Consider the following 23,143-nt stretch of genomic DNA (forward strand, 5'->3'; position numbering starts at 1 on the left):
AGCCGGTCTTCGATCGAAGCCCACGGGACTGCTTCCCGTAGGCCACTACCGAGGACCGGCGTCCTTGCCCTCGAGCGCCTGCCCTTCCTCTTTCTTCCTCGAATGGACGGAAGGGGGAGCAACCGTGGTCGCTCCCCCTTCCGATCACGTCATCGGCGCAAGCCGAGCCGCTGGATCAGCGACCGGTAGCGTTCGATGTCCACCTTCATCACGTAGTTGAGCAGCCGGCGGCGACGGCCGACCAGCAGCAACAGGCCGCGACGGGAGTGGTGGTCGTGCTTGTGCGTCTTGAGATGCTCGGTGAGACCGATGATCCGCTTGGTGAGCAGCGCGACCTGGGCCTCCGGGGACCCGGTGTCGGACTCGTGCAGACCGTACTCGGTCAGGATCGACTTCTTCTCGTCGGTGGACAGCGCCACTGAGTATCTCCTCTGTGTTGTTCTGTGCCGTGAGGCCCGCTGGACGCGGGTAGACGGTCGCGGCCGCCACGGACTGCAGCCGGACCCGGTGGTTCAGGGTATCAGGGTGTGCGCTACCTGGCCTGCTGGGACAGCGGGAACCGCTCGACCACCGCATACCGGGTGCCCCCGCCGCCCCGCTCGGAGCGCATCAGCACGGCCTCCCCGGCGGTCCACACCTCGCTGCGGTAGCCCGCCAGCAGCCGTGGGAGCTCCGGCGGCACCGCGGCCCGGGTGCGTGCCAGGGTCAGGTGCGGCAGGTACGCCCGGCCACCGTCGCCGGCCGCACCGGCACCCGCGGCCAGGCCCAGCTCGGCGATCCCCTCCCCGGTCACCCCGAGGTAGAGGACCCGGGTGAACGTGCCCGCTCCTTCCAACCGGATCCGGGGCGCGGGCATTCCCGCCAGCCGCGGCCGCAGCCAGCCGGCGCGGGCGGTGGCATCGTCCTGGCCGTAGAAGGCGAGCGTGACGTGCCAGCTCTCCGGCCGGCTCCAGCGCACCCCGGCCGTCCGGGGCAGGTGGCCGACCGCGTCGGCCAGCGACTCCACGACAGCCACCGGCGGCAGGACCGCGGAGAACAGCGCCACGCCTCAACCCTGTTGCCCGGCGCGGCGGAGCAGGTCGGCCAGCGCAGGGAAGTCGTCGTCCAGCCGCTTGGCAGCCTCGACCAGGTCCTCGTCCTCGGCGATGTCACGCAGCGCGGACAGCACCGCCCGCTCCTCGGACAGCGCGTGGACCGGGAACGTGTCCCGCCCCACGGTGGGCCGCGCGTCACGCACGTCCTCCAGCGCGGCCATCAGCGCTTCGGGGTGGCCGGCGGCGACCTCCGGGATCAGGCACTTGCGCTCGAGCATGATCATCCGGGCGAGCACCACCGGGTTGCCGATCTTGGCGCGGCGGCCGCTCATCACCTGGCTCAGCATCGGCGCGCTGATGCCCAGCACCTCGGCCAGGTAGGCCTGCGACACGTTGAACGCGACCACGAGACGGCGCACCCGGTCGCCCAGCGGTTCGCCGTACCACTCCCGCTGCAGAGCGATGTTCCGCTGGACGATCTTGTGGTCATCCACGTGCGTGCTCCCTGCTCTCCCCTGACAGTTCCGGCACCGCCCACCCATCTTGCCAGGCCGGATCGGACGTGCGTGGCGAAATCGCCCAGCGATCCGCCCGCGCGCGCCGGGGCGCTCAGCCGTCGAGACCGAGGATCGCGCGCGTGCGGCGCACGTCGTCGCCGATCTCCTCGACCAGGTCGTCGACCGAGGTGAACCGCACCATGTCCCGCAACCGGCCGACGAAGTCCAGCGAGACGTGCTGGCCGTAGAAGTCCTCGTCGACGTCGAGCACGAACGCCTCGACCGTGCGCTCACGGCCGGAAAAGGTCGGGTTGGTGCCGACCGAGACCGCCGCCGGCAGCAGGCGCCCCGGCTGCTTGTCGCGGACGAACCAGCAGGCGTACACACCGTCGGCGGGCACCGCCGCGAACCGCGGGGTGGACAGATTGGCCGTGGGGTAGCCCAGGTCGTGGCCGCGGCCGTCCCCGCGGACGACGATGCCTTCCAGGCGGTGCGGCCGGCCCAGCGCCTCGGCTGCCGCGACGACGTCCCCGGCGTCGATGCACGAGCGCACGTAGGTCGAGGAAAAGGTGATCTCGCCGGCGTCCGGGGTCTCGCCGTCCGCCGCGGCTCCGCCCTGCAGCTCGGCGCCGTAGGTGGCGAAACCGAAACGGCGGCCCAGCTCCTTCAGCAGCGGCACGGTGCCGGCGGCCTTGTGGCCGAACGTGAAGTTCTCCCCCACCACCACGGCCGCCGCGTGCAACCGGTCGACCAGCACCTCGTGCACGAACTCGTCCGCGGTCAACCGCGACAACTCGAGGGTGAACGGCAGCACGCAGAACACGTCGATGCCCAGCTGCTCGACCAGTTCCGCCTTGCGGCGCAGCGTGGTCAGCTGCGCCGGGTGACTGCCCGGCCGGATCACCTCCGACGGGTGCGGGTCGAACGTCAGCATCACGCTCGGCAGGTTGCGGTGCTTGGCCACCTCGACCGTCTTCGCGATCAGCGCCTGGTGCCCCCGGTGCACCCCGTCGAACACGCCGATCGTGACCACGCAGCGTCCCCACCCGCCGGGAAGATCAGCCAGTCCTCGCCACCTCTGCACGCTCGCAGCGTACTGCCGCGCGCCGCGCGTGCGCGGAGGGTGGGTGGAGCCGCCGGCCTTCACGCCGGTGCGAGCACGACCACCGAGCGGGCCACGCCGCCCGCGTCCACCGCGAGCGCGAGCGCGTGACCGTCGGGATCGAACACGCCGTAGGTGCCGGCCAGACCGGACGCGCGCACCTGCTGTCCGTACCGGACCGCACGGGCGGTGGCCGCATCAACCTGGTAGCGCGGGAACGCCGCAGCGACCGCGCTGTCCAGATCGAGCGACAGCTCCGGCTTCTCCTCCAGCTGCTCCAGGGTGCGCGCGGCGGCCAGCCCGAACGGACCGACGGTGGTGCGGCGCAACGCGGCCAGATGACCGCCGACACCGAGCCCGTGCCCGAGATCACGAGCCAGTGCCCGCACGTAGGTGCCCGAGGAGCACTCGACGACCGCGTCCAGCTCGATGCGGCCGGCCTCCCGACGGGTGGCGAGCAGGTCGAACCGGTACACGGTGACCGGCCGCGGCTTGAGCGCGACCTCCTCCCCGGCGCGCACCCGCGCGTAGGCCCGCTTGCCGGCGATCTTGACCGCGCTCACCGCACTGGGCACCTGCTGGATCTCGCCCGTCAACGCGGCGACACCGCCGGCGATCGCCTCGTCGGTGACGGCGGCCAGTGCGTCCGGATCGGCGGTGCTGAGCGGTTCACCCTCGGCGTCGTCGGTGGTGGTCGCCGTCCCCAGGGCCAGCGTGGCCAGGTAGGTCTTGCGGTCCAGCGCCAGGTGGCCGAGCAGCTTCGTCGCCCGCTCGACACCCAGCACCAGCACACCGGTGGCCATCGGATCGAGGGTGCCGGCATGGCCGACCTTGCGGGTGCCCATGATCCGGCGCACCCGCGCCACCACGTCGTGGGAGGTCATGCCCGGTGGTTTGTCCACCACGAGCAGACCGGGCGGGGGCGCGGGGCGTCGGGTCTTCGGCTGGGACACGGCTGGACACCTTACGGGGCCCGGTTACGCCGGTGCCGGGACCTTCCGGGTCGCGGCGTCCCAGACGTGCCGGCGCACCTGCACCGGCACCTGCTCGCCCCGCTCCTGCGCGGCGAACAGCTCGGCCCGGGCACGCAGCCACCACACCAGCATCCGGGACGTGCCCAGGACCAGCAGCGCCACGACCGCCAGCAGCGCCACCCGGAACTGCCCGCCGGTGAGCTGCAGCACCACCCCGATCACCAGCGCGGTGACCGTGGTGGCGACGAACCCGCCGACGTTGACCACGCCCGTCGCGGTTCCCACCCAGGACAACGGGTTGTAATCGCGGGCCAGCGCGAACCCGATCATCGACGCCGGGCCGCCCAGGGACAGGAACGCGAAGGCGGGCACGAGCACGCCGACCGGGATCTGCCCGGGCCAGCTCAGCAGCACCGCCCACACCGCCGCGGCGCCGGCGAGGTAGGCGAGCACCAGCGGCATCCGCGTGCCCGGCCGGGCGGAGATGACGCTGCCGACCAGCGGGCCGCCGATCATCGAACCGAACACGAACACGGTCAGCAACGCGCTCGCGGTGGCAGCCGGGCGGCCCTGGCCCTGCACCAGGAACGGCACGCCCCACAGCAGGGTCAGCACGTTCGGGGCGAACATCGTGGAGAAGTGCACCCAGAAGCCCAGGCGGGTGCCCGGGACCCGCCAGGCCGTGCGGATCTGGCGCGCCAGCTGCCGCGCGTCGACCGGGCCGGCCTTCGGGGTGGCGCCCGACGGCGTGTCCCGGACCCGGCCGACGACGACCGCGGCGTAGACCGCGGTGACCAGGCCGGCCGCGAGGAAGGTCGGCGTCCAGCCCGGACCGGCGAGCAGCAGGGTGAGCGGGACGGTCGCGGCGAGGTTGCCGAGGAAGCCGATCGCGGTGGTGAAGCTGGTGACGACGGCGTACTGGCGGCCCGGGAAGTGCGCGGCGATCAGGCGCAGCACGCTGACGAACGTGAGCGCGTCGCCGAACCCGAGCACGCCGCGGGCGAGCAGGCCCAGCGCATAGCTGCCGGCGAGAGCGACGAGAACCTGGCCCAGGCCGAGGAAGAGCAGCGCGGCGGTGAGCACCTTGCGCGGCCCGAAGCGGTCGACGAGGACACCGGTGGGGATCTGCATCGCGGCGTAGACGCCGACCTGCAGGACGGTGAACGTGGACAGTGCGGCGGCGCCGACCCCGAACCGGTCGGCGGCTTCCAGGCCGGCCACGCCGAACGAGGTGCGGTGGAAGACGGAGAGGAGGTAGACGATGGCGGCGGTGAACCAGATGAGCCACGACCGGCGGCTGGCCTTGCCGGTCACGGGTGCCTGCTGCGGCGGCACGAAGGATTCCTCCCGAGGCGGATAGACGGCGAAACGGCACGGGGACGCCCGCATCGCCGTCCCGGAAGTGATATCGCCGATGCCGGGCCGATACTTACCCGTTACCGGGGTGTTTTCAGCCACAGGGCGTAGCGGGACCACCCGATCGCCGCAGTCCGCGGCCGCGAAACCGCCCGCGGGCGGGCGTCACCGCACCGCGCCGAGCACCGTCCACCGGTCCGAGCGCCAACGGGCCACCACGGCGGACAGGCGCAGCACCATGAACAGCGACAGCCCGCTCCAGATGCCGGTCAGCCCCCAGCCCAGGCCGAGCGACGCCCAGACCAGCGGCAGGAACCCGAGGGCTGCACTGGCGAGCGTCGCGGTGCGGAGGAAGGCGGCGTCACCCGCACCGAGGAGCACCCCGTCCAGCGCGAACACCACCCCGGCGATCGGCTGCAGGGCCACGAAGAACCACCACGCGTGCGGCACCTCGCCCAGCACGCCCGGGTCCGAGGTGAACGCGTGCGGCAGTACCGGGGAGACCGCCGCGAACACCACCCCGAGCACGCAGCCCATGACGAGCCCGTACCGGGTGATCTGCCCGGCCACGCCGCGCGCCTGCCGCGCCGAGCCCGCCCCCAGCGCCGCACCAACCAGCGACTGGGCGGCGATCGCGACCGAGTCCAGCACGAGCGAGAGAAACGTCCACAGCTGCAGCACGATCTGGTGCGCGCCGACGGCGTCGGTCGAGGTACGGGCCGCCACGGCCGCGGCCGAGACGAAGCACGCCTGGAACGCGAGGCTGCGCAGCACCAGGTCGCGGCCCAGGCCGAGCTGGGCGCGGATGACCTTCGGTTGCGGTGCCAGCGGCACCTTCTCGGCTGCCAGCGCGCGCAGGAACAGCCCGGCGCTGATCACCTGGGCGGCGACGTTCGCGATCGCGGAGCCCACCAGCCCCCAGCCGGCGACGTAGACCAGCAGCGGGCACAGCACGGCCGAGATGCCGTTGCCCGCCAGGACGTAGCGCAACGGGCGGACGGTGTCCTGCACGCCGCGCATCCAGCCGTTGCCGGCCATCGTCACCAGGATCAGCGGAGCCCCGCACAACGCGATCCGCAGCCAGGACACGGCCTGCGCCGCGACCTCGTCACTGCCGGAGAGCACCCGCGCGACCGGTCCGGCCAGCAGCTGCCCGGCGATCAGCACGAGCACACCCACGACCAGTGCCAGCCAGGTGGCCTGCACGCCTTCGCCGACCGCCTCCGCCCGGCGCCCCGCGCCGTGCAGGCGGGCGGTCCGCGAGGTGGTGCCGTAGGACAGGAACGTCAGCTGGGTCGAGACCTGGGCCAGCACGACCCCGCCGATCGCGAGCCCGGCCAGCGGTAGCGCCCCGAGATGCCCGACGACCGCCGTGTCGACCAGGACGTACAACGGCTCGGCAGCCAGCACCCCCAGGGCCGGGACCGCCAGGCCCAGAACGCGCCGTGCGGGCACCTTCTCCCCGGCGGCTTCCACGGTGTCGGACACCCCCGCAGGTTAACCGGGACCACCGACAAGATCGCCCGGGCCGAGGACCGGCCCGCCACCGCGCCCCGGTCCCGCGCCCCGCACCCGGACCGCCCCACTCACCAGCCGCACGACCACCGGACCAGCCGACGCGAACGCACCGCACGAAGCGGCCAACTCACCGCCCGGACCGGCAAACTCACCGCCCGGACCGGCGAACACGGCGCGGCGGCGTGTTGGCCGGTCGTGGCGGCGTGTTGGCCGGTCGTGGCGGCGTGTTGGCCACTCGCGGCAGCGTGTTCACCACTCGTGGCAGCGTGTTCGCCACTCGCGGCAGCGTGTTCGCCACTCGCGGCAGCGCGTTGGCCGGTTGCCGCGGCGCGCTGGACGACCACCGGATCAGCCGACGCGAACGCACCGCGCGAAGCGGCAAACTCAGCGCCCGAAGCGGCCAACTCACCGCCCGGAACGGCGAACACGGCGCCCGGAAGGGCAAACACGGCGCGGCGGTGTGTTCGCTGCCTCGTGACGGTGTGTTCGCCGCTCGCGGCGGCGTGTTTGCTGGTTGGGGCGGCGTGTTGGCCGGTTGCCGCGGTGTGTTTGCTGCTTGCGGCGCGGGTTGGCCGGTCCGCGCGGCGGTCCCGCTGGGCGGGGACGGCTCAGCTCAGCAGGGGTGCCTCCGCCAGGGCGCGCCGCACCAGGGCCAGCCCCTCCTCGGCGGTGCCGTGGACCGTGCAGCCGGCCGCCAGGCGGTGGCCGCCGCCGCCGAGGCTGCGCGCCGCCTGGGACACGTCGATTTTGCCGATCGCCCGGAACGACACCGACCACTCCCCCGGCGCCTGCTCCTTGAGCACCACCGCGACCTCGGCCTCACGCGTGGAGCGGACCACGTCCACCACACCCTCGACCTCCTCCAGCCGCACCGAGGCCGCCACCTCCGCGGGCACCACGGCGTGCACCAGCCCGAAACCCTGCGCCGCGTCCGGTTCCAGCCGCGCCGTCGCCAGCACCGCGGACAGCATCGGCAGCCACGCGAACGGGTGATCGTCGATCACCTCGCGGGCCAGCCGGTCCGGGTCCACCCCGGCCTCCAGCAACCGGGCCGCCGCCCGGTGGGTCGACGGCCGCGCCCGGCGGAAGCCGCCGGTGTCGGTCACCAGCCCGGCGTAGAGGCACCGCGCGATCGGCTCGTCGAGCGGCACGCCCATCTCGTCGAGCAGTGCGAGCACCAGCACCGCGGTGGCCTCCGCGGTGTCGTCGACGAGGTGGACCGTGCCGTAGCGCAGGTTGGACGCGTGGTGGTCCACGACGAGCACCTCGCCCGCCGCGTCCAGCAGCCCGGCGAGCGTGCCCAGCCGGGACGGGCTCGGCGTGTCCAGGCACACCAGCAACCCCGCCGACGGCGGGACCTCGGCGGCCGGGACCACGAGGTTGTCCACGTCGAGGCCGCGCAGGCTCTCCGGCACCTCCGCCGGCTCGGCGAAGGACACGCGCACGGTCGCGCCGCGCCGGGACAGCGCGCGTCCCAGGGCCAGCGCGCTGCCGAGTGCGTCGGCGTCCGGGCGGACGTGGGCCAGCAGGGTGACGTCGGTCGCTTCTCGCAGCAGCGCGGCGGCGCGCGGGAAGTCGAGCGGGGCGGAGGTGCTCATGCGGGCAAGCTACGCTTTTTCCCGATGGTCGACTACGGGATCCTCCTCTACCCCGGCGCCAACCGCGTCTACGCCGACGCGTCCGCCGGACTGCTGCGCGCCGAGCTGACGGTGTTCGGCGAGGCGCTGCGCACACCGCTGTCCGGGATCGGAGAGCGCCGGGTCGGCGGCGTCAACTACGTCACGTTCGCCACGGAGACGGCGCTGTCCGAAGAGGACATCGCACTGCTGTCGAACCTCTCGTCGCTCTACGCGTTGTTCGAGTTCCGCGGCGACCTGCTGCGCCCGCTGGAGATCACGCCGCTGGACAAGCTGGACTCGGACCTGCTGACCATCCAGAAGTACCCGGGCAAGACCAACGAGCTGTTCACCAAGCTGCTGCTCAACGTCACGCTGCTGTCCCGCGCCCGGCCGGCCGAGTTCCTGACGCAGCCGCTGCACGTCGTGGATCCGTTGTGCGGCAGGGGAACCACGCTGAACCAGGCGATGATGTACGGCCTGGACGCCACCGGGCTCGACGTGGACAAGCGGGATTTCGAGGCCTACGAACGGTTCATCAAGACCTGGCTGCGGCAGAAACGCGTCAAGCACAACGCCGACTCCGGTCCGCTGCGGCGGCACAAGCACCGCCTCGGGCAGCGCCTGGAGATCTCCTACGCGCTGGACAAGGAACGCTGGAAGGCGGGCGACGCGCGGCGGGTCACGTTCTTCAACGCCGACACCCTCACCACCGACGAGCTGCTCAAGGCAGGCTCGGCGGACGTCGTGGTCGCCGACGCGCCCTACGGCGTCCAGCACGGCAGCCACCAGCCCGACGAGCTCGCGCGCAGCCCGCGGGACCTGCTGGCCGCCGCCGTGCCGGTGTGGGCGCGGGTGCTCAAGCCGGGCGGTGCGCTGGGCCTGAGCTGGAACACGCACGTCGCCAAGCGCGACGAGATCGCCGGGATCCTCGGCCGAGCCGGCCTGGAAGTCCGCTCCGGCGGGCCGTGGGAGGAGTTCGAGCACCGGGTGGACCAGGCGATCCTGCGGGACCTGATCGTCGCCAGGAAGCCCGCCTGACCCCGGCGTGGAAAAGCGGTGTCGCCCGCCGTCCAGGCGCGGTTGGCCGGGGAGGCCCCGGCACCGGCGGTGAACACCTCGGGCACCTACCTGGGAGTGGCGGTGGGCGCTGTCCTGGACGGCGGCGGCCGCCGGCCTGGCCGCGCTCGCGCTGTTCCGCCTCGCCGCCAGCCGCGCACCGCGACCGTCTAGCTGGGCACCACCTGCTCCGCCGGTCCGCCCGTCGCGGCCAACGCCCCACAGCATCTCGGCGAGGTCGGCCGGGTCGATGCGGTCCGGGTCGAACCCGCGGCGGGCCTCCACCGAGGCGTCGAACAGCTTCTCGGCGTCGCTGCCCGCGGATGAGCGATCGGATGGTGATCGCGGCGGCGGTGACGCCCGTGCCGGCGAGGTCGGCTCCGGGGTCTTCGCCGAGGAGCCGAACCCGTAGAGCAACGCGCCCGAGCCACGCTCCAGCATGCCCGGCAGCAGCCGCCGGGTCAGCGACAACGGCGCCGGCACCACGCTCTCGAACCCCGACCGCAGAGTCTCGACGTCGAGTGCGCGCACCGGCTTCAGCAGCGCCAGGTCCAGCGACCCGTTGATCACCGCCACGTCCACCCGGCCGATGTCCGCCAGCAGCCGCTCGTGCGTGGCGAGGTCGGTCATGTCAGCCGGGAACGCCCGTGCCGAACACCTTCCGCGGACAGTTCGTCCACTAAGGACGACAGCCGGTCCGCGCTGCGCGCCACGAGCGCGACCTGGTAGCCCTCCTTGCCGAGCCGGCGGGCTGTGGCCAGTCCCATGCCGGGCCCGGCGCCGAAGATCGCCAATGTCCTCATGTCGATCGCCTCCCAGCTACTGGGAAGCGTGAGCCGCCCCCTGCGCCGTGACGCCCGGCGCAACCGCGAACTGCTGGTCGCGGCCGCGCGCGAGGTGTTCAGCGAGAAAGGCCTGGACGCGCCGCTGGAGGAGATCGCCCGCCGGGCCGGGGTGTCGATCGGGACGCTCTACAACCGGTTACCCACCCGCATGGACCTGGTCGAGGCCGCGTTCAGCGGCATGCTCGACCGCTGGGCGGGCGAAGCCGAGCAGGTGCCGGCTGCCGAGGACCCGTGGGACGGCCTGGTCCAGCTGATCGTGCGGACGTGCGAGCTGCAGTCGGTGGACCACGGGATGACCGAGATCCGCACCAGCGCCCTGCCCGGGGCGCCGGGGCTGCGGGCGGCCCGGGAGCGGGTCGGCGAGGTGTTTGGGAAGGTTCTGGAACGCGCGCACGGGCCGGCGGCTGCGCCCGGACCTTCGGCCTGGCGGACCTGGCGTTCGCCATCGCCGCCACCACGCAGGCGGCACCGCTCGGCGGCTGGCGCCGCGTTCCTGCTGGACGGGATCCGGCCTCAGGACACCTGAGCGGCGGGCACCACGCCGAATTTGCGGGTCATGAAACACCAGAACAGCGGCACGGCCTCGTCGACGGGGCGCTCGTCCGCCTCACCGTCGGCGCCCACGTGCTCGACGCGGACGCGGCCGGGCGAAACGGCGGAGCGCCGCGACCACGGGCCGGACACCACGACCGCGCCCCACGGCGCCCGCGGCACCGGCCGGTCGACGACGATCAGGTCACCCAGCGAGGTCGTGCCGAGCAGGACGGTGTTCGCGGCGAGCACGCTGTCCACGACCTCGGACATGGGGCGGTAGACCGGCCGGGCATCGGCGAGCCGGTGGAACTCCGCGGCGATGTCCGCCCACGGCCGCGGCCGGAACGGGTACAGCCATCCCATCGACCTCACGAGGACCCCCTCAGATCCGGCTCACGACACTGTTGCCGTGATCCAAGCACGGCCCGTCAAGGTGCCGGGAAAACGACGATGCCCCGCGCCGGCTCGGCGCGGGGCATGGTCGACGGGACGGGGGGCCTACTCCCCGGCGTCGTCGGTGGCCTCGTCCTCGGGGTCGTCCTCGTCACGGGGCTGCTTGTACGGGTCCGGGTCGCCGGCGTGCTGCGCGGCGGCCGCGCGGCGGGCCAGCTCGGCGTCGGCCTCGCGGGCCTTCGCGAGCAGGTCCTCGATGTGCCGGGCGTCCTCCGGGATGGTGTCCGCGACGAACGTCAGCGTCGGCGTGAACCGCACCCCGGTGCCCTGCCCGACCCGGCTGCGCAGCACACCCCGCGCCGACTCCAGCGCCGCGGCCGCGCCCGGGAAGTCCGGCTTGGACTCCAGCGTCTCCCCCAGCACGGTGTAGTAAACCGTCGCGTCGTGCAGGTCCGCGGTGATCTTCGCGTCGGTGATCGTCACGTACTTCAACCGCGGGTCCTTGATCTCGTGCTCGATCGCCGACGCCACGATCTGCGAAATCCGCTTGGACAGCCTGCGGGCGCGAGCCGGATCGGCCATCACGCACTCCCCTTAGTCTTCTGGCCCGACGAGCCGGCGGTGGGCGGAGAGCAGCTCCAACTCGGGGCGCTGCGCCACCAGCCGTTCACAGCCGTCGAGCACGTCACGAACATGTTCACCGTCGGCCGCCACCACCGCCACCCCGATCAGGGCCCGGCGGTGCAGGTCGAGATGACCGGCCTCGGCGACCGACACCTCGAACTTGCGGCGGACCTCGGCGACGAGCGGCCGCACCAGCGACCGTTTCTGCTTCAGCGAATGGACGTCGCCGAACAGGACGTCGAGCTCGAGCGCACCTACGTACATCGGTTCCCTGTCCCAGGTGAGGCCGCGGGGCCGGTCAGCTGACCGGCCCCGCGCACCACTACCCGACTCAGACGCGCGGCTTCTCGCGCTGCTCGTAGGTCTCGATGACGTCGTCGACCTTGATGTCGCTGTAGGACCCGAGCGTGAGACCGCACTCGTAGCCCTCCCGGACCTCGACCACGTCGTCCTTGAACCGCCGCAGCGAACTGACCGGCAGGTTCTCGGCGACGACCACGTTGTCCCGCAGGAGACGCGCCTTCGCGTTGCGGCGGATCTCCCCGGACTGCACGAGGCAACCGGCGATGGTGCCGAACTTGGAGGACTTGAAGACCTCCCGGACCTCGGCGCGGCCCAGCTCGACCTCTTCGTACTCCGGCTTGAGCATGCCCTTCAGGGCCTGCTCGATCTCGTCGATCGCCTGGTAGATCACCGTGTAGTACCGGACGTCGACGCCCTCGCGGTTGGCCCGCTCGGTCGCCTTGCCCTCGGCCCGCACGTTGAAGCCCAGGACGATCGCGTCGGACGCCGTCGCCAGGTCGATGTCGCTCTCGGTGACGCCACCGACACCGCGGTGGACCACGTTCAGCTCGACCTCTTCGCCGACGTCCAGCTGCACGAGCGACGCTTCCAGCGCCTCGACCGTACCCGAATTGTCACCCTTGATGATCAGGTTGAGGCTGTTGGTCTCCTTCAGCGCGGAGTCCAGGTCCTCCAGGCTGACGCGCTTGCGCTTCGCGGCGTTCTGCGCGTTGCGGATGCGGGCCTGACGGCGCTCGGCGATCTGCCGGGCCACCCGGTCCTCCTCGACGACGAGGAACGTGTCGCCCGCGCCGGGTACCGACGTGAAGCCGATGACCTGCACCGGACGCGAAGGCAGCGCCTCGGTGACGTCCTCGTTGTACTCGTCGACCATCCGCCGCACGCGGCCGTAGGCGTCGCCGGCCACCACCGAGTCGCCGACCCGCAGAGTGCCGCGCTGGACCAGCACGGTGGCGACCGGGCCGCGGCCGCGGTCGAGGTGCGCCTCGATCGCGACGCCCTGCGCCGGCATGTCCGGGTTGGCCCGCAGGTCCAGGGTGGCGTCCGCGGTCAGCAGGATCGCCTCGAGCAGCCCGTCGATGTTGATGTTCTCGCGGGCGGAGATGTCGACGAACATGGTGTCGCCGCCGTACTCCTCGGCCACCAGGCCGTACTCGGTGAGCTGCTGGCGGATCTTCTGCGGGTTCGCGCCCTCTTTGTCGATCTTGTTGACCGCGACCACGATCGGCGCCTTGGCGGCCTGGGCGTGGTTGATCGCCTCCACCGTCTGCGGCATCACGCCGTCGTCCGCGGCGACCACGATCACCGCGATGTCGGTGGAGTTGGCACCGCGGGCACGCATGGCGGTGAACGCCTCGTGACCCGGGGTGTCGATGAAGGTGATCAACCGCGGCGTGCCGTCCAGCTCGGTCTCGACCTGGTAGGCACCGATGTGCTGGGTGATGCCACCGGCCTCCCGCTCGTGCACCCGCGTCTTGCGGATGGTGTCGAGCAGGCGGGTCTTACCGTGGTCGACGTGACCCATGACGGTCACCACCGGCGGGCGGACCTGCAGGTCCTCCTCGCCGCCCTCGTCCTCACCGTAGGTGATGTCGAAGGTCTCCAGCAGCTCCCGGTCCTCCTCCTCGGGGGAGACGACCTGCACGTTGTAGTTCATCTCCGAGCCGAGGAGCTCCAGCACCTCGTCCGAGACGGACTGCGTCGCGGTGACCATCTCGCCCAGGTGGAACAGCACCTGCACCAGGGAAGCCGGGTTCGCGTCGATCTTCTCCGCGAAGTCGGTCAGCGAGGCACCGCGCGGCAGCCGGATGGTCTCCCCGCTGCCCTTGGGCAGCCGGATGCCACCGACCGACGGCGCCTGCATGTTCTCCATGTACTCCTGGCGCTTCTGCCGCTTCGACTTGCGGCCCTTGCGCGAGGGACCACCGGGGCGCCCGAAGGCACCGGCCGTGCCGCCGCGGCCACCGCCGCCGCCACGACCGCCGCGGAAGCCGCCGCCACCACCGGCTGGGGCGCCACCGCCACCGCCGGGGCGGAAACCGCCGCCACCGCCACCGCCGCCGGGACCGCCGCGCGGGGCGCCACCGCCGCGGGGACCACCCGGTCCGCCACGACCGGCACCGGCACCACCACGGCCACCGCCGGGTCCGCCACGGCCTGCACCGCCGGGACCACCGCCGGGCCGCTGCACGCGACCGGGCATCATGCCCGGGTTCGGGCGCGGCGGCATGTTGCCCGGGGTCGGGCGGTTGCCGCCGCCGGGACGCGGAGCCGGACGGTCACCGCCGCCGGACCGCTCGGCCGGGCGCTCGCCGCCCTGGCCGCCGGGACGTGCCGGCGGACGCGGCGCGGGTGCGCCGGAGCCGACACCGAACGGGTTGTTGCCGGGCCGCGGGGCACGCGGGCCGGGCCGCGGGCCGGGCTTGGGGCCCTGCGGCTTGGGCGGCACCACGGAACCGGTCTGGCCGGAACCGCCCGCACCCGGACGCGGCGCGCCGGTCTTGGGTGCCGGGGGCTGCGCCTTCGCAGCCGGGGCCTGCTGCTGCTCCGGCTGCTCGGCCGGACGCTGCTCGGCCGGTCGCTGCGGGGCCGCCGCCTGGGGCGCGGGCGCCGGCGCGGCCGGGGCCTGCTGCTGCGGGCCGGGCCGCGGGCCGGGCTTGGCACCCGGGACCGGGCGGGCCTGCGGCTGCTGCGGACGCGGCGCGCCCGGTTTCGGGGCCGCGCCGTTACCCGCCGACGATGCCGGGCGGGCGCCGCCGGATCGGCCGGCGGACTTGCTGTCCTTGGTGACGAAGGCGTCCCGCAGCCGCCGGGCAACGGGTGCCTCGACGGTCGACGACGCCGACTTCACGAACTCGCCCTGCTCCTTCAGCTTGGCGAGAACTTCCTTGCTCGTAACTCCGAGCTCCTTCGCGAGCTCGTGCACACGGGCCTTGCCTGCCACTGCTCTCCTCAACTGGTGAGGCCGGGCGGCAAACCCGCTCGACCTCGTCCTATCGTCGCGCGTTCATGGCTTCAGCTTCACGGCTGACTCATGACGGGTCGACCTGCTTCCTTCGTTTCCTCCGGACCGGGGACGCTCCCCTGTCCGTGCCTCCCGGCGACCTGCCCGAGGTGGTCACGCAGCTCCGCCGCGTCGAGCGGTCCCGCGACCCGGAGGGCCCTGGGAAACGCTCGCCGCCGCTCGGCCTTGGCCAGGCATTCCGGCCCGGGGTGCACCCAGGCACCCCGTCCCGGCAGCCGCCGACGCGTGTCGGCGACCAGCCGCCCGTCCTTCGCGACCACTCGCAGTAGTTCACCGACGGGAGCCCGCTTCTTGCACCCCACGCACGTCCGCACCGGGGGGTGTCCCCGGTGCTGCGAGCGTGCAGCATCCGAGCGCGAGCTCCGCACCACCATCGAGTTTAACTCGTGGCCTCTCACTCAGCCGAACCGGTTGTCGCCGCCGCCGCGTCCTCGGCCGCCGCATCGGCGGCCGCGTCGCTGCGGATGTCGATCCGCCACCCGGTGAGCCGGGCGGCGAGGCGGGCGTTCTGGCCTTCCTTGCCGATGGCCAGCGAGAGCTGGAAGTCCGGCACCACCACGCGGGCCGTCTTCGCGCGCTCGTCCACCACCTGCACCGAGACAACCTTCGCGGGGCTCAGTGCATTCCCCACGAAGCGGGCCGGGTCCTCGGAGTAGTCGACAATGTCGATCTTCTCACCCCCGAGCTCGCTCATCACGTTGCGCACCCGCTGCCCCATCGGGCCGATGCACGCGCCCTTGGCGTTGACCCCCGGGACGGTGGAGCGCACCGCGATCTTGGTGCGGTGCCCGGGCTCGCGCGCCACCGCGGCGATCTCCACGGTGCCGTCGGCGATCTCGGGCACTTCGAGCGCGAACAGGCGGATCACCAGGTTGGGGTGGGTGCGCGACAACATGATCGACGGGCCGCGGGAGCTGCGCGAGACGGTCAGCACGTACGCCTTGATGCGCTCGCCGTGCTCGTACCGCTCACCCGGCACCTGGTCGCCAGGGGGGATCACCCCCTCGGTGTCGCCGACCTGGACGACCACCATGCCGCGGGCGTTCGCCCGCGCGTCGCGCTGGATGACCCCGGCGACGATCTCGCGCTCCCGCGCGGAGAACTCGCCGTAGGTCTTCTCGTGCTCGGCGTCGCGCAGGCGCTGCAGGATGACCTGGCGCGCGGTGGTCGCGGCGATCCGGCCGAACCCCTCCGGGGTGTCGTCCCACTCCTCATCGACCTCGCCGTCCTCGCTCAACGTGTGCGCGAGGACACGCACCACGCCGGTCTTGCGGTCGATGTCGATGCGGGCGTGCGGCTGATGCCCCTCGGTGTGCTTGTAGGCGGTCAGCAGCGCGGTCTCGATGGCCTCCAGGACCGTCTCGAAGGGGATGTCCTTGTCCCGCTCGATCGCGCGCAGGGCCGCGATGTCCACGTTCACTTCGGATCCTCCTCCGGCTCGCCCGCGTTGTGCGCCGAGGCGTCTGAATCGAGCAGCTTCAGCTCCTCGGTCGGTGGTTGCCTGAACTCGATCTCGATGACGGCTTTCGCCACGTCGGCGTAGCGCACGTCCCGGATCTCACCGCCCGCCAGCACCCGCGCGGATTCCTCGCCCGCGTGGCCGACCCGGCCCACGAACTCGGCGCCCTCCCGTGGCGTGATCCGCACCAGCCGGAACCGCGAGCGGCGCCAGTGGCGCGGCCGGGTCAGCGGGCGGTCGACGCCCGGCGAGGTCACCTCGAGGGTGTAGGCGCCGGCGATCAACTGCTCGTGCTCGTCCAGTACGGCCGAAACGGCACGGCTCACGTCGGCGACCTCGTCGAGTCCCACGCCGTCGTCGGAGTCGACGACGACCTTGACGAGCTTGCGGCGGCCCGCCTGCTGGACGTCGAGCGCGTCGAGGTCGAAACCCGCGCCGGACACGGCTTCGGCCACGATCGGCTCGAGCCGGGCGGCGAGTTCTCCAGGCACCTTGGCGCTCTCCTGTTTGGTCTGCTGTCGGTTGGTGAGGGACAAGCTTATCTTGTTGCCCCCGGTCACCGCCCGTGGTCACCGGCGTCCTGGCAGGATGGGCGCCCGTGAGACCTCGTACCCGTCGCGACGTCCTGCGGACGAGCGCGCTGGCGGCACTGGCCGTCCCGCTCGCCGCGTGTGCCACCGGCTACTCCGACGATCCGGATCCGCTCGCCCTGCTGGCCGAGCAGGCCCGCTCCGACGCGGCCGCGGCGGACGAGGTGGCCGCCGCGTCCGCCGGTGACGCCGACGTGGCGCGCCAGTACTCGGCGGCCCGCACCGCGCACGCCCAGGCCCTGCAGTACGAAGTGGACCGGCTGAACCGGCCGAAGTCGCCGGTGCAGGCGGTGGTGCCGGCCGAGCAGGGCATGGCCGGGCTGAAGCAGCGCCTGGCCACGGCGCGCCGGCAGGCCGAGGGGCTGGTGGACGGGCTACCGCGGTACCGGGCCGGGCTGGTCGCCGCGGTCGCGGGTGGCTGCGCGGGGCTGCAACGGGTGGGGACCAAGCTCGGACCGGGCACCGATCCGGGCCAGGTGACCGCGCCCGCGTCGACGATCCCGCCGGAGTCGGTCGGGCCGGTGCAGCGGGCCCTGTCGGCCGAGCACGCCGCGCTGTGGATCTACGGGCTGGTCAACGCTTTCCTGCCGGGGAACTACCAGGTCAGCGTCGCCGAGGGCATCGCCGAGCACCACGACCGGCGGGACGCCTGCGTGCGCATGCTGGCCGGGGTCGGCGTGGAGCCGCAACCGGCCGAGCCCGCCTACATCACGCCGAAGCCCGTCACCGACCCGACCTCGGCCAAGAGCGTGGTCGGCATCGCGGAGGCGGACGCCGCCACGGCCTGGCGGGGCGTGCTGGAGCAGACCGACGACGCCGGCCTGCGCTCGGTGGCGCTGAACGCGCTGATCGGGTCGGCGCGGCGCGGTACCCGCTGGCGCGAGGCGGCCGGCGAGCAGCCGGTGGCGATCGTGCTGCCGGGCGCCCCGCAGACCTGACCGGGGCGCGCGATCGGCCGCGACGGCATAACCTTCCCCGGACACGCTCGACGCCCGAGGACGCCCCTTGCTGACCCTGACCCGCACCCTGGCCGGCCTGACCGAGGACGGCGCGGCCCGTCTGCGCGGCCTGCTGCTGCGCCAGCTGATCCGGATGCCGCACGGCCGGCCTGGTGAGTTCGTCGTCCTGCACCTGTTCCTGGTCCCGCCCGCGCCCGGCGGTTCCCGGTACGCGTTGTACGAGGTCGCGCAGCCGCTGGTGGACGAGCCGCTGCCGCAGGTGCAGGGGCGGGCGCTGAGCGAGCTGCAAGCCGCGGGCGGGGACCCGCGGCTGGTGCCCGGTGCCGATCAGGGCTGGCAGGAGACCGATCCCGGGCGGCGCGGCGTGTACCTGGGCACCGGCGCCCGCTTCACCGGCTCGCGCCCCGGCATCACCGGCACCACCATCGCCCGGCTGGTCGACCACACCGCGGTGATGTTCGTGCTCGACGACAAGCACCAGCCGGTGTTCCTGCAGAGCTCGAAGCACCTCGTGGTCGCCGGGGAGCGGCTGCCGCCGTCCCCGGAGATCCCGGCGCTGGGCAAGCCGCCCTTCCGGCTGATCGACTCGCTGGTGGCCTACCTGCGCAACGCGGGTTAACCGCCCGGGATCAGGTCGAGGGCCTCGTTGCCGATGCGCCGCAGCGCCGGGTCCACCGCACGTCCGTCGAAGTAAGCGGACAACACGATCGTCAGCGCGCTGCCCTGCACGCGGGAGGCGTAGTAGCCGTCGGCGAGCTTCGGCGCCTCCGGGATCTGCGCCGTGCCGTCCCGCACCAGGTCGGTGACGTTGCCCGTGTCGTCGGTGTCCGCGAGCTTCTTGAGCTGCCGCGCACCCTCCGGTGCCGGCAGGGTGACCACCGCGACCGAGACCAACGCGCGCGCGGTCCCCGCGTTCGCGGTGTACAGGGCGCGGACCAGCCGCTGGCACGGGTGCTGGGCGAACCACTGCTTGATCTGCCCGTAGGAGTTCGCCGCGCAGTCGGTCGCGGCGACCGGCCCGTCCGTCAGCGCGAACTGGAATTCCTTGGCCGGCGCGGACGGGGACGGGGACGGGGACGAGTCGCCCGGTGCGCGCACCAGCCACCAGACGAGCCCGGCCACGACCGCGACCACGACCAGGCCGGCGATCTTGACCACCGCTCCGCGCGGCCGCCGGGGCGGCGGAGCCGGTTCGGCGGGGACCCGGGGTAGCGGCGCGGTGTCGCCGCGGCCGGGGAGGAATTGCGCACCAACCACGGGGGCACACCGTAGCTCACTCGTGCGGGTGACTCACCGCAGCGCGTCCAGAACACGTTCCACGTCGTCGCCGGTGTTGTAGAGGTGGAAGCCGAGGCGCGTCCGGCCGGCGCGGCTGCTCGCGGTGATGCCGGCCCGGGCGAGCGCGGCCGGATCGGCCTCCAGCGCCACGATCGCGCTGCCCCGCCCGGGCAGCCCGAGCCTGGTCAGCAGGGTGTCGGCGAGCTGCACCGCGTGCGCGCGCACCGCGTTCAGGTCGATCGAGGCCAGGTACGGCAGCGCGACCGCCGCACCCGCGTGCGCGAACCACACCGGCGACACGTCGAACCGGCGCGCCCCCTCGGCCAGCCGCAGCGGCAGGCCGTAAACGGTCTGCCACGGGTCCTCGCCGGCGAACCAGTTCGCCGCCACGGGAACGGTCCGCTCAGCCACCCGCGGGTGCACCGCCAGCCAGGCGCAGCCGCGCGGGGACAGCAGCCACTTGTACCCGGCGGCCACCACCCAGTCGGCCCACTCCAGCTCCAGCGGAAGCCATCCGGCCGCCTGAGTCGCGTCGAGGACGACCGGCACGCCCGCGGCCTCGCACTCCGCGCGCAGGGCGTCGAGATCCACCAGAGTCCCGTCCGCGGACTGGACGACGCTGACGGCCACCAGGTCGTGACCGCGCACGGCGCCGGGCAGGTCGGCGACCGGCACCTCGGTGATCCGCGCACCCCGGGCGGCGAACGGGAACGTGGTGCTGGTGAACTCGCCCGCCGCGGTGAGCACCCGGGCGCCGCCGGGCAGCCCGGCGGCGACCATCGCGAGCATCTGCGCGACGGTCGCGCCGATGGCCACCCGGCCGGCCGGCACCCCGACCAGGTCGGCGAACCCCTGCCGGGCGCGCGCCACGAGCGGCTCGAAGTCCGGCGGCTGCGCCGCGCCGGTGCGCCAGGCCTCGACCGCCCCGGCGACCGCGTCGGCGACGGCCGCGGGCGGGATGCCGATGCTCGGGGTGTTGAGGTACCCGTCCGGGACGGCGAACCCGGCGCCGAAAGCTGTGCGCATGCCCGGACGGTAACCGACCCCCGATGGAGTGGTCACAGCGTTTTCACAGCCGGTGCGGGAACACTGGGGAGGTGCCCCGCTTCAGACCGTCGAGCGTGCTGCCCACTCCGGACGGCACGCCCTTCACCTTCTGGTACCTGATGGTGCTGCTGGCCACCACCGGCCTGCAGCACCTGCTCGGCCAGAACGTGTCGGCCCGCCTGCTCGAGCTGGCCAGCACGGACGCCCACAACCTCTGGCACCGGCCGGTGATGAGCCTGATCAGCAGTGCGCTGTGGCTCGGCAACGACGGCTGGGTGGTGTACGCGCTCATCTTCACCCTCGCCGTGGCGCCGCTGGAACGCCGGATCGGCGCGGGGTGGACGTTCGCGGTGTTCGCCAGCGGGCACGTGCTCGCGACGCTGGCGACCGAGCTGCCGGTGATGGTGGCGATCGGGCAGGGCCTGCTGCCGCGCACCGACGGCCGATGGCTCGACATCGGGGTCAGCTACGGGTTCTTCGCGACCGCCGGCGCGCTCGTGCCGGTGCTCGCGCGGCGGTTCCGGGTGTGGGGGGTGCTGGGTATCGAGGCCGGGATCATGGTGATCTACGTCATGGACGCGCCGGAGTCGCTGAGCGCCCTGGTGACCTTCGCCGGGCACCTGATCGCCGCGCACATCGGCATGCTGGGCTGGTCACGGTGGCTGCGGCGGCGCGGCGTCACGGCCACACTGCCCCGTCCGGCCGAACCCGCTCACCGGGCTCGCCCCTTGGCGCGGTCGGCGGCGCGGTGAACCATGGGGGTATGCACTGGCTGGAGCTGGAGGGGGCGGCCAACGCCCGCGACGTCGGCGGCCTGCCGACCGGGGACGGTGGCGCGGTCGTTCCGGGCCGGCTGCTGCGCTCGGACAACCTGCAGGGACTGACGCCGCGGGACGTCAAGGTGCTGGTGGACGACCTCGGCCTGACGACGGTGGTCGACCTGCGTGGCACGCCCGAGGTCGCGCAGGAGGGGCCCGGCCCGCTGACCAGGGTCGACTCGGTCCGGCATCACCACTTCTCGGTGCTGCCGGAAAGCGGCGGCACGACGGATGCGACGGCCGACGACATCAGTGACGCGCTGTACCTGAGCCGCCGGCAGCGGACGCTCGAACGGTTCCCGGACGACGTGATGACCGCGTTGTACCTCGGGTACCTGGAGGACCGGCCGGAGAGCGTGGTCGGTGCGCTGCGCACGATCGCCGGCGCGCCGGGTGCCGCGCTGGTGCACTGCGCGGCGGGCAAGGACCGTACGGGTGTGGTGACGGCGTTCGCGCTGACGGCCGCCGGGGTGCGGCGGGACGCGGTGATCGCCGACTACACGGCGAGCGGCGAGCGGATCCGGGCCATCCTGGACCGGCTGCGGGCCTCCCCCACCTACGCCCCGGATCTGGACCGGCGGCCGGACGACGAGGACCACCGCCCCCGGCCGGAGACGATGGAACTGTTCCTGGACCAGGTGGACAAGCGGTACGGGGGCGTGCTGGCGTGGCTGGACGGCCACGGCTTCGGCGCGGACGACGTGACCGCGCTGCGGACCAAACTGCTGGCGCGCTGAGGAGCGCAACCAGGCCGTCGCGCGGCTGCCCTGCCGGACCGCCACGGATGCGGACGCGTGCACCGGCGGGTCGACCGGCCACTTCGGACGGTCGCACCCGGCGAGCGGGGAGCCCCGCGGAGGGCATCGGCGGTCCGGGTAGCCGTGCGATGCTGGAGCCGTGAGCGACCTGTACCTCAGCGACGTGCGCCCGTGGGGCGGCACATTGTCGGACGTGGCGATCCGGGACGGCCGGATCACCGCCGTGACCCCGGCCGGCGGGCAGGCACCCGACGGTGTGACCCGGGTGGCGGGTGCGGGCCGGCTGCTGCTGCCCTCGTTCTCCGACGTGCACGTCCACCTGGACTCCACCCGGCTGGGGCTGCCGTGGCGGCCCAACGACTCCCCGGGCGGGGTGTGGGCGAACATGCTGCACGACCGGGCGCACTGGCGCATCGCGGAGGTGCCGATGGCCGAGCGGTCCACCCACATGCTCGGGCTGCTCGTCGCGCACGGGGCCACCCGGGTGCGCGGGTACGCGCAGGTCGACGCCGACTGCAAGCTGGAGCGGCTGGAAGCGGTGGTCGCCGCACGGGAAGCGCACGCGGCACGGGCCGACGTCGAGATCATCGCGTTCCCCCAGGCCGGGCTGCTGCGCGAGCCCGGGGTGCCGGAGCTGATGGACGCCGCGCTGCGCTCGGGTGCGGGTGTGGTGGGCGGGATCGATCCGTGCGGGGTGGACGGCGACCCCGTGCGGCACCTGGACATCCTGTTCGGGCTGGCCGAGCGGCACGGCGTGCCGGTGGACGTCCACCTGCACGAACCCGGCGAGCTGGGCCTGTTCAGCCTCGGCAAGATCATCGAGCGGACCCGGGCGCTCGACATGCGCGGCAAGGTCACCATCTCGCACGCCTTCACGCTCGCGCACACCCCGTCGCCGCGGCTGGACGAGGTGCTGGCCGAGATGGCGGCCCTGGACATCTCGGTCGCCACGGTTGCCCCGCCCGGGCCGAACACGCTGCCGCTGCGGCGGCTCACCGAGGCCGGCATCCGGGTCGGGCTGGGCGACGACGGGCAGCGGGACTACTGGTCGCCCTACGGCAATGCGGATCTGCTCGACCGGACTTGGCAGCTCGCGTTCACCAACGGGTTCCGAAACGACTCGATGGTGGAGCACGCGCTGGCGGTCGGCACCTGGGGCGGTGCGACGGTGCTCGACCCGTCGCTGCCCGCCCTGCGCGGGGTGGACGACCGTCCCGGTGTCGCGCCCGGCGACGCGGCCGACGTGGTCCTGCTCGACGGTGAGGCCCCGGCCGCCGCGGTGCAGGACCGGCTGCCCCACCGGACGGTGATCCACGCGGGCCGCGTCGTAGCTCACGACCTCGCGCTGGTGTGA

At 73.2% G+C, this 23,143-nt stretch carries 26 protein-coding genes; 8 read left to right on the forward strand and 18 right to left on the reverse strand.

The genetic code is table 11. The features are described from left to right. Nucleotides 1–149: 149 nt before the first annotated feature. The 8 genes from rpsO to FHX46_RS18995 all read right to left on the reverse strand — a co-directional run bounded on the left by rpsO (nucleotide 150) and on the right by FHX46_RS18995 (nucleotide 8,079). On the reverse strand, nucleotides 150–419 hold the full coding sequence (gene rpsO, locus FHX46_RS18960) for a 30S ribosomal protein S15 (protein ID WP_167097395.1): 270 nt from the start codon (nucleotides 417–419) through the stop codon (nucleotides 150–152). Between the two features lie 113 nt (nucleotides 420–532). Then, nucleotides 533–1,045: an RNA 2',3'-cyclic phosphodiesterase gene (thpR, locus tag FHX46_RS18965; protein WP_167116757.1), complete on the reverse strand. Its 513-nt coding sequence runs from the start codon at nucleotides 1,043–1,045 to the stop codon at nucleotides 533–535. A 3-nt stretch (nucleotides 1,046–1,048) separates the two neighbouring features. Further along, complete coding sequence (locus FHX46_RS18970) at nucleotides 1,049–1,528, reverse strand: helix-turn-helix domain-containing protein (protein ID WP_167116760.1); 480 nt, start codon at nucleotides 1,526–1,528, stop codon at nucleotides 1,049–1,051. Nucleotides 1,529–1,643: 115 nt separating this feature from the next. Next, nucleotides 1,644–2,615, reverse strand: a complete 972-nt coding sequence (locus FHX46_RS18975) for a bifunctional riboflavin kinase/FAD synthetase (protein ID WP_167116763.1) — start codon at nucleotides 2,613–2,615, stop codon at nucleotides 1,644–1,646. Nucleotides 2,616–2,674: 59 nt separating this feature from the next. Continuing rightward, nucleotides 2,675–3,586 carry a tRNA pseudouridine(55) synthase TruB gene (truB, locus tag FHX46_RS18980; protein ID WP_167116767.1) on the reverse strand — a complete coding sequence of 304 codons (912 nt, stop codon included), beginning with the start codon at nucleotides 3,584–3,586 and terminating at the stop codon, nucleotides 2,675–2,677. A gap of 24 nt (nucleotides 3,587–3,610) precedes the next feature. Then, the gene (locus FHX46_RS18985; protein WP_167121556.1) at nucleotides 3,611–4,921 is read right to left on the reverse strand and encodes an MFS transporter; all 1,311 of its coding nucleotides are present in this window, start codon (nucleotides 4,919–4,921) and stop codon (nucleotides 3,611–3,613) included. Nucleotides 4,922–5,128: 207 nt separating this feature from the next. Further along, complete coding sequence (locus FHX46_RS18990) at nucleotides 5,129–6,451, reverse strand: MATE family efflux transporter (protein ID WP_167116770.1); 1,323 nt, start codon at nucleotides 6,449–6,451, stop codon at nucleotides 5,129–5,131. Between the two features lie 638 nt (nucleotides 6,452–7,089). Further along, a complete protein-coding gene (locus tag FHX46_RS18995; RefSeq protein WP_167116773.1) occupies nucleotides 7,090–8,079 on the reverse strand; it encodes a DHH family phosphoesterase in 990 nt (329 codons plus the stop codon). A gap of 24 nt (nucleotides 8,080–8,103) precedes the next feature. On the opposite strand from FHX46_RS18995, the gene FHX46_RS19000 reads away from it, so the two are divergent. Next, nucleotides 8,104–9,138: a TRM11 family SAM-dependent methyltransferase gene (locus FHX46_RS19000; RefSeq protein WP_167116776.1), complete on the forward strand. Its 1,035-nt coding sequence runs from the start codon at nucleotides 8,104–8,106 to the stop codon at nucleotides 9,136–9,138. A gap of 268 nt (nucleotides 9,139–9,406) precedes the next feature. Next, nucleotides 9,407–9,568: a hypothetical protein gene (locus FHX46_RS19005; RefSeq protein WP_167116779.1), complete on the forward strand. Its 162-nt coding sequence runs from the start codon at nucleotides 9,407–9,409 to the stop codon at nucleotides 9,566–9,568. A gap of 214 nt (nucleotides 9,569–9,782) precedes the next feature. Here the strand turns inward: FHX46_RS19005 and FHX46_RS19010 are convergent, their stop codons facing one another. Next, nucleotides 9,783–9,959 (reverse strand): SDR family NAD(P)-dependent oxidoreductase, encoded by a 177-nt coding sequence (locus FHX46_RS19010; protein WP_167116782.1) that lies wholly within the window; start codon nucleotides 9,957–9,959, stop codon nucleotides 9,783–9,785. A 28-nt stretch (nucleotides 9,960–9,987) separates the two neighbouring features. On the opposite strand from FHX46_RS19010, the gene FHX46_RS19015 reads away from it, so the two are divergent. Next, complete coding sequence (locus FHX46_RS19015; RefSeq protein WP_313886184.1) at nucleotides 9,988–10,527, forward strand: TetR/AcrR family transcriptional regulator; 540 nt, start codon at nucleotides 9,988–9,990, stop codon at nucleotides 10,525–10,527. Here the strand turns inward: FHX46_RS19015 and FHX46_RS19020 are convergent. The 7 genes from FHX46_RS19020 to rimP all read right to left on the reverse strand — a co-directional run bounded on the left by FHX46_RS19020 (nucleotide 10,515) and on the right by rimP (nucleotide 16,830). Continuing rightward, nucleotides 10,515–10,898 carry a hypothetical protein gene (locus FHX46_RS19020; RefSeq protein ID WP_167116789.1) on the reverse strand — a complete coding sequence of 128 codons (384 nt, stop codon included), beginning with the start codon at nucleotides 10,896–10,898 and terminating at the stop codon, nucleotides 10,515–10,517. The genes FHX46_RS19015 and FHX46_RS19020 overlap by 13 nt on opposite strands. Before the next feature lie 135 nt (nucleotides 10,899–11,033). Next, the gene (rbfA, locus tag FHX46_RS19025) at nucleotides 11,034–11,510 is read right to left on the reverse strand and encodes a 30S ribosome-binding factor RbfA (protein ID WP_167116793.1); all 477 of its coding nucleotides are present in this window, start codon (nucleotides 11,508–11,510) and stop codon (nucleotides 11,034–11,036) included. Nucleotides 11,511–11,522: 12 nt separating this feature from the next. After that, nucleotides 11,523–11,816: a DUF503 domain-containing protein gene (locus FHX46_RS19030; RefSeq protein ID WP_167116798.1), complete on the reverse strand. Its 294-nt coding sequence runs from the start codon at nucleotides 11,814–11,816 to the stop codon at nucleotides 11,523–11,525. Between the two features lie 67 nt (nucleotides 11,817–11,883). Continuing rightward, a complete protein-coding gene (gene infB, locus FHX46_RS19035; protein WP_167116802.1) occupies nucleotides 11,884–14,799 on the reverse strand; it encodes a translation initiation factor IF-2 in 2,916 nt (971 codons plus the stop codon). A 77-nt stretch (nucleotides 14,800–14,876) separates the two neighbouring features. After that, a complete protein-coding gene (locus FHX46_RS19040) occupies nucleotides 14,877–15,254 on the reverse strand; it encodes a YlxR family protein (RefSeq protein ID WP_167116805.1) in 378 nt (125 codons plus the stop codon). A gap of 20 nt (nucleotides 15,255–15,274) precedes the next feature. After that, the gene (gene nusA / locus FHX46_RS19045) at nucleotides 15,275–16,300 is read right to left on the reverse strand and encodes a transcription termination factor NusA (RefSeq protein WP_167116808.1); all 1,026 of its coding nucleotides are present in this window, start codon (nucleotides 16,298–16,300) and stop codon (nucleotides 15,275–15,277) included. Then, nucleotides 16,297–16,830 (reverse strand): ribosome maturation factor RimP, encoded by a 534-nt coding sequence (gene rimP / locus FHX46_RS19050; protein WP_167116811.1) that lies wholly within the window; start codon nucleotides 16,828–16,830, stop codon nucleotides 16,297–16,299. The genes nusA and rimP overlap by 4 nt, the downstream gene beginning before the upstream one ends. A gap of 107 nt (nucleotides 16,831–16,937) precedes the next feature. Here rimP and FHX46_RS19055 point away from each other — a divergent pair, with 107 nt between their 5' ends. Together FHX46_RS19055 and FHX46_RS19060 are read left to right on the forward strand one after the other, a co-directional pair. After that, nucleotides 16,938–17,867, forward strand: a complete 930-nt coding sequence (locus FHX46_RS19055) for a ferritin-like domain-containing protein (protein WP_167116814.1) — start codon at nucleotides 16,938–16,940, stop codon at nucleotides 17,865–17,867. Nucleotides 17,868–17,934: 67 nt separating this feature from the next. Further along, nucleotides 17,935–18,507, forward strand: coding sequence for a hypothetical protein (locus FHX46_RS19060; RefSeq protein ID WP_167116817.1), 573 nt, complete (start codon nucleotides 17,935–17,937; stop codon nucleotides 18,505–18,507). On the opposite strand, the gene FHX46_RS19065 is transcribed toward FHX46_RS19060, so the two are convergent. Together FHX46_RS19065 and FHX46_RS19070 are read right to left on the reverse strand one after the other, a co-directional pair. Continuing rightward, nucleotides 18,504–19,046 (reverse strand): hypothetical protein, encoded by a 543-nt coding sequence (locus FHX46_RS19065; RefSeq protein ID WP_313886185.1) that lies wholly within the window; start codon nucleotides 19,044–19,046, stop codon nucleotides 18,504–18,506. The genes FHX46_RS19060 and FHX46_RS19065 overlap by 4 nt on opposite strands. Before the next feature lie 132 nt (nucleotides 19,047–19,178). Further along, complete coding sequence (locus FHX46_RS19070; RefSeq protein WP_167116824.1) at nucleotides 19,179–20,192, reverse strand: aminotransferase class V-fold PLP-dependent enzyme; 1,014 nt, start codon at nucleotides 20,190–20,192, stop codon at nucleotides 19,179–19,181. A gap of 71 nt (nucleotides 20,193–20,263) precedes the next feature. On the opposite strand from FHX46_RS19070, the gene FHX46_RS19075 reads away from it, so the two are divergent. From FHX46_RS19075 to FHX46_RS19085, 3 genes are all read left to right on the forward strand, one after another. Then, nucleotides 20,264–20,965 (forward strand): rhomboid-like protein, encoded by a 702-nt coding sequence (locus tag FHX46_RS19075; protein ID WP_313886186.1) that lies wholly within the window; start codon nucleotides 20,264–20,266, stop codon nucleotides 20,963–20,965. Between the two features lie 11 nt (nucleotides 20,966–20,976). Continuing rightward, nucleotides 20,977–21,768, forward strand: a complete 792-nt coding sequence (locus FHX46_RS19080) for a tyrosine-protein phosphatase (protein ID WP_167116827.1) — start codon at nucleotides 20,977–20,979, stop codon at nucleotides 21,766–21,768. Between the two features lie 160 nt (nucleotides 21,769–21,928). Then, a complete protein-coding gene (locus FHX46_RS19085; protein WP_313886187.1) occupies nucleotides 21,929–23,143 on the forward strand; it encodes an amidohydrolase in 1,215 nt (404 codons plus the stop codon).

The sequence above is a fragment of the Amycolatopsis viridis genome, assembly GCF_011758765.1.
Taxonomy (GTDB): domain Bacteria; phylum Actinomycetota; class Actinomycetes; order Mycobacteriales; family Pseudonocardiaceae; genus Amycolatopsis_E; species Amycolatopsis_E viridis.